Consider the following 8,221-nt stretch of genomic DNA (forward strand, 5'->3'; position numbering starts at 1 on the left):
CTATCGTCCCAACCGCTCCTTTGATGCCATGAATGACCCGTTTTTTGTCTCGCTCAGTCGATGCGGCGTTTAAGTTTTTTATATCTGTAGACATTGATTGACTAAACACGCGCGCAATCTCTTTTGCGTCCTGAGCTTTGAACCGTTTAATCCAGCCGGGCAGCCTACCCCTCTCTTTTTCGCCAATAAATGGAATCAAAACGGTTTTTAATTGATTAAGGTCATAGGGCTTGTAGAGCACATCATCAATGCCGATATCCTGTGTACGTTCAATGGCAAGACGAGCATCTTCTGCTGTCACACCGATGATTGGAATTGCTTTAAATTCGGAGTTTTTCACGTGCCTAACAAGCTCATAGCCATCCATTTCTGGCATATGAAAATCGGTCAGCAGCAACACAACGTTTTCATCTTGGTTGATGTATTCCCATGCTTCGCGGCCGTTATTCACAATGACAGGTTCGATTCCAAGTTCATGAAGCTGCATTGCTATCACACTTTGGTTAATGGGATTATCTTCTGCGACCAGTACCGTGCCGAGAACCCAAGAAACCACTTCTTGATTTACGTCACTAAGCTTGGTTTCTTGCTGCGTTTGGCTGAGCAAATTGAACAATGTATCTGGATATTGAATCTCTCTTAGCGTAAGACTGCCAAGTACCCTTTGTTCGTCACGCAGCATTAGGCCATTAAAACTGGCATCGCTGTCGTGTATAGGGTGAAGGTTCGCCACCATTGTTTTTAACGTCGCTGGACGCATTTTCCACGCGTCACACCACTGGCGAATATTAAGTGGTAAGCTCTCGCTATACGTCCAGTTCAAACAAACGTCTGGCTCAGAGTCGCAATGCTCAATTGGCAGTCTGACAGTAATCGTCGTGCCCAAGCCAAATTGTGAATCGATGCAGAGCACGCCGCCCATGCAGTCGATCAATCGGTCAACAATGCTTAGCCCCAATCCAGTACCGCCATATTTACGCGTAATAGTGTCATCCGCTTGAACAAAAGGATTGAGAATGCCTTCGAGTTGGTCATCCGTCATGCCGATACCTGAATCCGCCACTTTCAAAATAAGCTGCTTTTCATGAAGAATGACACTGATTCCAACTTCTCCTTCGGCAGTGAATTTCATCGCATTGGAGAGTAGATTGGTGGTAATTTGCACCAATCGCAGCGCGTCGATTTCAATGAAAGCATTCGAAAATGGTTTGATTGTCACTTTGTAATCCAAACCTTTCGCAAGCGCTCGTGGTTCAAAGCTTCGAAACACATCGCACAAGGTTTTAAGCAAGTCGGTCTTAACTGGGGCGACGGTTAAGTGCCCTGCCTCTAATTTTGAATAATCCAGTACTTCGTCTACTAGCGTATTCAAATGATTGAGCGAGCGTATGGCTTGGGCAATTAACTCGCGATTTGAATCTGCCGTCACTTGGCGATTTAGCAAATCGAGGATGCCGTGTGCTGCCGACAATGGCGTTCTTAATTCGTGACTCATGGTTGCCAAAAAGTTTTCGCGCGCACGTACCGCGGTTTGCGCTTCTTTTTGCGCATCGATTAACGCCTGCTCACGTTCTTTTTGCTGGGTAATATCTTGAATCACAGTCAGTACAAACTTGTTCTTACCGCTAGGAGAAGCGATGACTTTGCGTTCTCGATATACATGTTTAATATCAAGTTCACAGCCCGACGAGGCAACCTCTTCTGAAATACGCTTTCCAGCAATAACAGTGGTCAGTTCATCAAAATTATTCACTAGAGGAACGTGCGCAGAATCACTTTTCAAACTACATTGTTGGCACTGTTTACTGTTGTAGTTCGCACAATTACTCATCTCCATATGGTTATTTTCACTATGGATAAAAACCAAGCTATTGATCTCTTTGATGATGTCCATCAGCCATTGCTTTTCCGCTTCCTCATTGTCAGCATTAAATTCGGCTAACCTCACTTTAAGTCGCATGTGAGATAAGATGAAATACGCCGCAATTAACATGAGACAGAATATGAATGAACCAGCAACAACAAATGTAGCGATCTGCTCCGAGTCATAGCCATAAGTCAGTTTGAAGCTTCGGTGAGAACGCAGCAGTTTTTCGATCTCGTTAGAATCAATGGTTTCGATGATGCTGTTCAACATGTGTTGCAGTTGTGTATTGTGGTTTGCAACCGCAAATGCATTAGAGAACGTCAAAACGTCCTCCGCATTGATCACCAAGCCATTGACTTGATCTTGTGCAATCATGTTGTGAACGATGTCGTCAGGAATGTAAGCCACATCCAAAACGCCCGATTTCAAATCGGTAAGCAGCTTCTTCAAATCATCATAATGATCAACTTGGCCTTGCTGCCAAGTGCCCAAATGAACTAACCCTTGCTTTTTCAAAGTGAGCAGAATACCCGCTTCTTTCAGTGCAGATTTATCGCGCTTGCTCTGCTCCGCTTGGATAGCCACGTAATTACTGTGCATGAATGGTTTAGTGAACAACCAATCTGACTTAGGTAGCTCACCCACATAAGAGATGGGGACTATATCGGCATCAAATGCCGTTAATCCATTGGAAAGGCTCGACGTCGGTTTCACATACTTAAAGCTCAAGCCAGTACGAGACTGCAATAAGTCGATGAAGTCTGGAAAGAAACCGTCTAACTCACCCGTTTGCGAATCTCGGTAGAGAAACGGATAAGCTTCGTCACTGCTGCTGTAAGTTATCACTAGTTTGTTTTGATGATTACGTCGGTAATCTACCAATAACTTATCACTGATATGGTAAGGATTTTTCGAGGCGACGGAGCGAATGTTTTTTCCATTTTGCTCCCACTGAAGGATTTTGTTGATGTCATCGATCAGACTCTGTTTGTCCAACGAAGCGATAAAACTCACCTCTTCGTTTTTCAACCAACTGGGAATATCGACAACCCCTTTTACAATGTCATTCAAATCCAAATATTGGGTAATACCAACATAAGTGTAAATCAGCGCGTTCGCTTTACCTCGCTTAACTTCATTAAACGCCTCTAAACGTGTTTTAACGTAATGTATCTTATCGATACCGCGTTCAGTGAGGTTGTCACAATACACACTGCCCTCAACACACACCCATTTAAGATCACGCGCATCACTATCTCGGTAAGTGGCATTCCGATACCAAACAGCGATAGTGCTCGAAAAGAAAGGCATCGAAAACAAGAAACGCTTTTCTCTTGCTGCTGTTTTACTAAATCCAACCGCACCATCAATCTTCTTGCTTTCGACATCCGCAAGTAAAGACGGAATATGCTTGTAAGTCCGAAGTTCTAACTCATAATCCAAAGCTTTAGTAATGTTAGACAAATACTCAAGACTAATTCCGTACGAAGGACCAACGCTACCGTCAAACGAGTCTTTAGCTTCGTCTTGCGCAATAACACCAACGATGACCTTCGGTTTAGGACTCTGTTTGGCAGTTGAGCAAAAAGAACTCGCTAAAAAAATTAAGGCGACGGACGATACCGTAATACTTCTAAGAATACTGAGCATGACTGCTTCCTCTGAATGGAAGCTCAGACTAGTTTTTGTCAGATAAAAGTCAAACTTCGCTCAATAGCGAAATAAAAATAAAGCTTTGATATAAAATCAAAAAACCAAAATCCGTCAGAACAATCTGACAACACAATCCACCTTTGACTACACAGCGTTTGCGTTCGGTCTCTCACCCAGACGGATATTCACTGCGAGTCGGTATATATAAGAGATGTGTGCTTTTAGGTTTGCACGCCATAGCTTTTTACTTTCATCTTGAATGATTCATCATCATTCCATGATAAACTGACGTATTAACATGAAAGAAAGCTCAACTCCGCGGTTTCGAGCAGCTTGAAGTAAACACAGTTTTAGAAAATGCATTCTAGTATTGTATTACTCAAGACTCACATTGCTACTTTTACAACCGCTGGAGCATTAGAAAAATTAAGGTATTAAATTCAAATGGTTAATAACTCAATCCAGTGGTTTCCTGGCCACATGCACAAAGCACGTAAAGAGATCGAAGAAGCAATCCCTCAAGTGGATGTGATCATCGAAGTACTGGATGCTCGTATTCCTTTCAGTAGTGAAAACCCTTTGATTTCTCAAATCCGTGGTGACAAACCTGTCGTTAAAGTTTTGAACAAACGTGATTTGGCCGATCCAGAGTTAACTCAACTGTGGATTGAGCACTTGGAGCAAGAGCAACATGTAAAAGCAATGGCGATCACGACTTCTGAACCACAAGAAGTGCATCGAATCATGGAGCTTTGCCGCAAACTTGCCCCACACCGAGAAGAAATTGGTAAAAACATTCGCACCATGATCATGGGTATCCCAAACGTTGGAAAGTCGACGATCATTAACACCCTCGCAGGCCGAACAATCGCTGTAACAGGTAACCAACCCGCGGTTACACGTCGTCAACAACGTATCAACCTGCAAAATGGCATCGTATTATCTGATACTCCAGGGATTTTATGGCCAAAAGTGGAAAATCCACACAGTGGCTTCCGCCTTGCGGCTACTGGCGCGGTAAAAGATACAGCGATGGAATATGACGAAGTCGCATTCTATACCATTGAATACCTAGCAGCTCATTATGCAGACAAACTTAAAGAGCGTTATCAAATTGAAGAGCTTCCAGAATCAGATATCGAGATCATGGAAGAAATTGGTCGTCGCCGCGGTGCACTACGTGCAGGTGGACGTGTTGACTTACACAAAGTATCAGAGATCTTATTGCACGAACTTCGTCAAGGCACTTTGGGCCAAATTACATTAGAACGCCCAGAAATGATCACTCAAGAGCTGATTGAAGTCGAGATTGAAACCGCCCGTAAAGAAGAAGAGAAAGCGAAGCGTAAAGAAGAGCGTCGTAAGCGCTATTTACGTAATAAGCGATAAGCTTGTCTCTTATCTACTCATGTTTCAAGGCGCGATTTTCGCGCCTTTTTTGTTATCTAATGCGCCCATTTTTTTCACTTTTCAAACTTTATATTCCTCATCCAAAATCCCAGATATGAAGCACGAAAAAACACCGCAAAATCGCCGTATAAACTTTAAGCACAAACTAGTTTAGACCCCGGGCCCCTATAGAGTTACAGCCACCATCCAACCCTCAAATGTCGAGTTTGCAAGGGTCTGCAAACTTATGCAACCTGGTTAGTGACACTCTCCCCAAAATCCGCAATATGAATAAGTGTCAGCGCTGGCGTTTTTCCATATGAAGAAGAGATTTATTATGAGTGAAACTATACAAAGCAAACCACTTCCCTCCTTTATCGAGGAACGCCTAGATTTTTATATTCAAGATCTAATCGAACCGAATGAGAACAAAAAACACCTTGTTCTTGGTAAACGCCCACCGTGTAATGCCGTTGTCCTGCAAAGCAATGATTACCTTGCACTGTCTCATAATAAGGAGATTCAAAACGCGCATCGTGATGCGATTTCCCAGCACGATGACAACGTCGTGATGTCCGCGATTTTCTTACAAGACGATGAATCGAAACCTGTATTTGAAACGCAACTAGCCAGTTTCGTTGGTATGCCTAGTTGTCTACTTTCTCAATCTGGTTGGGCTGCGAATGTCGGTTTATTGCAGACTATTTGTGCACCGAACATACCTGTGTACATTGATTTCTTTGCACATATGTCTTTGTGGGAAGGCGCACGTATTGCCGGAGCACAAATTCATCCGTTCATGCATAACAACACCAGTCACCTAAGAAAACAGATTTCACGTCACGGTTCAGGGATCATTGTTGTGGATTCGGTTTACAGCACTATCGGGACCATCGCTCCTCTACGTGATATCTACGAAATAGCACAGGAGTTTGACTGCGGCCTGGTTGTAGATGAATCACACTCTTTAGGTACACACGGTCCACAAGGTGCGGGGATACTGCAGGGTCTTGGCTTAACTCATAAGGTAGATTTTATTACCGTTAGTCTTGCCAAGACATTTGCTTATCGTGCTGGCGCGATTTTAGGCCCAGAAAAACTGGCGAAGACGCTTCCATTTGTGGCGTACCCTGCAATATTTAGTTCTACCGTATTACCGCAAGAGATCATTCGGCTAGAGAAAACACTGGACGTCATAAGAAAATCAGATGATAAGCGAGATATTCTGTTTGAAAGAGCCAAGTCTTTAGCCGTTGGTTTAAAACGCATTGGATTTACTATTCGCAGTGAATCACAAATTATCGCATTAGAATGTGGTAACGAGAGAAACACTGAGCGAGTCCGCGACTTTCTCGAAGAGCGAAATGTTTACGGCGCAGTGTTTTGCCGCCCTGCAACTGGAAGGAACAAAAACATCATCCGTTTTTCAGTCAATGCAGACATGACAGCTGCTGAAGTTGATCATGTACTCACTGTCTGCCAACAAGCATTTGCACACCCTGACTTAGAGTTTGTGTAAGTTAGTGTGTAGATAAAACTAAAGAGCTCAACAGTTTTGCTGAGCTCTTTATTCGTGTTATTCGTTGTGAGCAACTCGCCTCAAGAAAACAAGTCGCGAATGATTAGATCCAGTTTGCGATTTTATCGAACAAACGATTTTTATCCGCCGGTTTTACGATGAAGTCAGACATACCCGAAGACCCAATTTTATCCAACGTGACAGGTGAACTATCCCCTGTATGTGCAATAATAGGTACCGACGCATAGTTTTTATCCGAGCTTCGAATTCGCCTAGACGCTTCTACACCATCCATAATTGGCATTTCGATATCCATCAGAATGAGATCAACATCTTCTTGCTCTAGTGTATCCAGAGCCTGCTGCCCGTCTTCTTTCTGAATCACTTCAAAGCCTTGCTTTTCAAGTAACATTGCCGTGAATTTACGCAAAGATTCATTATCATCCACGACCATAATTGTGCGCTTATTTGAATTATCTAACGTCACCGAGGCCGTTGGTGTCGGTACATAGCTTGAATCATATAAGAGACGCTCAATAGTTGGTTTAGTATTCAATAACCAGGCTTGCGTTTCGATCCAAATAGGTTCATATGCAGCCTTACGTGCTCTCTGAGTCGGATGATGCTCAAAAAGATAAACTATGCGTGCTTCAGTGAAAGACAAGAGAGATTCTAATCTATCCAATTGGTTTGCTCTTGGATCTAAGCTCTCAAGATCGATAAAAATCAGATCGAATTCGAACTCGTACTCTTTCTTTTTGAGTACTTGGTTGGCATCTAAAATCGTCGAGTCAAAGCCCATAAAACGGCTAATATCTGTTACTTTAGACACCAAGATATCTTGGCTAGTCACCGTTAGAATGGTTTTGAGTTTAGTCAGATCGTTTTTGATTTCAGTAACGGTATCAGATGTCGTTAGTGGGAAAGTTAACGTAAATTGAGACCACTCCCCTAACTGAGATTGACACTCAATGTTCCCCCCAAATGAACGCATGACTTTTTTACAAAACGGTAGACCCAAACCATAACTTCCTGATTTGCCAGTGGTGTAAAAGTCTTGAAAGATATTGCGTAGAACATCAGGAGCAATGCCAGCACCATTATCGGTTACAACAATTTGATTAAAGCGTTCTGAACTTATCATGGATACATGTATGTGAAAATCTTCAGATTTACGGTGATGGAAGGCATTCTTGAAGAGGTTATACATAACGTATTTAAGCAGCGTATCACTACCTAGAAACTCAAACTCACTTCTCGCATCCAGCGATATGGCAAATCGATCAGTGGCACGTTTATAACTGAAGCTTTCAATTGCCTGTTCAACGACCGAGTGAACTGAATATTTTTTGAAGCTAGAACGAGAAACTCGATTTTCATCAATCGAAGTTAGCAATAAATCGATGGTTTCATTACCCGATTGGATAATGTTCATTGCATCCTGACTCACTTCACGTAATAAGGTGACATCCTCTACACTCATGACGTACTGCTCTTTTCCTGCCTCTTTCATGTTGGGCAAGATCGACTGGATAACATCTATTGAAGTGCAAAGCCCACTCAACGGGTTACGCATTTCATGTGCGATCCCTGCCCCGAATGATTTTGCCAACGAGACTTTCGCTTCATGTTCAACTTGGTTACGAAAATAGAACAAATTACCGAAGACATAAATAAACAGAAAGATTGGCACATGAGTCCAATCCATGGTCAAGTCAAGATGGAACCCTTTTGCAACCCAAGCGAAGAATGTTGCTAAACCTATCCCAGCAAAGGTTTGAGCAAACATGACC

At 42.8% G+C, this 8,221-nt stretch carries 4 protein-coding genes; 2 read left to right on the top strand and 2 right to left on the bottom strand.

What is annotated here, in order from left to right; all coding sequences use genetic code 11:
• Positions 1–3,517 (bottom strand): ATP-binding protein (locus tag CAG68_RS20240; RefSeq protein ID WP_161441573.1); only part of this gene is annotated, 3,517 nt, incomplete at its 3' end.
• Positions 3,518–3,964: 447 nt separating this feature from the next.
• Between CAG68_RS20240 and ylqF the strand changes: the two genes are divergently transcribed.
• Both ylqF and cqsA read left to right on the top strand, forming a co-directional pair.
• Positions 3,965–4,909 carry a ribosome biogenesis GTPase YlqF gene (gene ylqF / locus CAG68_RS20245; RefSeq protein WP_005376521.1) on the top strand — a complete coding sequence of 315 codons (945 nt, stop codon included), beginning with the start codon at positions 3,965–3,967 and terminating at the stop codon, positions 4,907–4,909.
• 337 nt (positions 4,910–5,246) lie between these two features.
• Positions 5,247–6,428 (top strand): alpha-hydroxyketone-type quorum-sensing autoinducer synthase, encoded by a 1,182-nt coding sequence (gene cqsA / locus CAG68_RS20250; RefSeq protein ID WP_017635350.1) that lies wholly within the window; start codon positions 5,247–5,249, stop codon positions 6,426–6,428.
• Between the two features lie 103 nt (positions 6,429–6,531).
• Here cqsA and CAG68_RS20255 read toward each other — a convergent pair.
• A partial coding sequence (locus CAG68_RS20255; RefSeq protein ID WP_161441574.1) for a response regulator occupies positions 6,532–8,221 on the bottom strand: 1,690 nt, incomplete at its 5' end.

This window comes from Vibrio sp. V42_P2S4T144 (assembly GCF_009904715.1).
Taxonomy (GTDB): Bacteria; Pseudomonadota; Gammaproteobacteria; order Enterobacterales; family Vibrionaceae; genus Vibrio; species Vibrio alginolyticus.

What these genes read in the sequence shown, in the direction of transcription:
- ylqF (WP_005376521.1), top strand. Translation starts at nt 3,965, where the DNA reads ATGGTTAATAACTCAATCCAGTGGTTTCCTGGCCACATGCACAAAGCA.
- cqsA (WP_017635350.1), top strand. Translation starts at nt 5,247, where the DNA reads ATGAGTGAAACTATACAAAGCAAACCACTTCCCTCCTTTATCGAGGAA.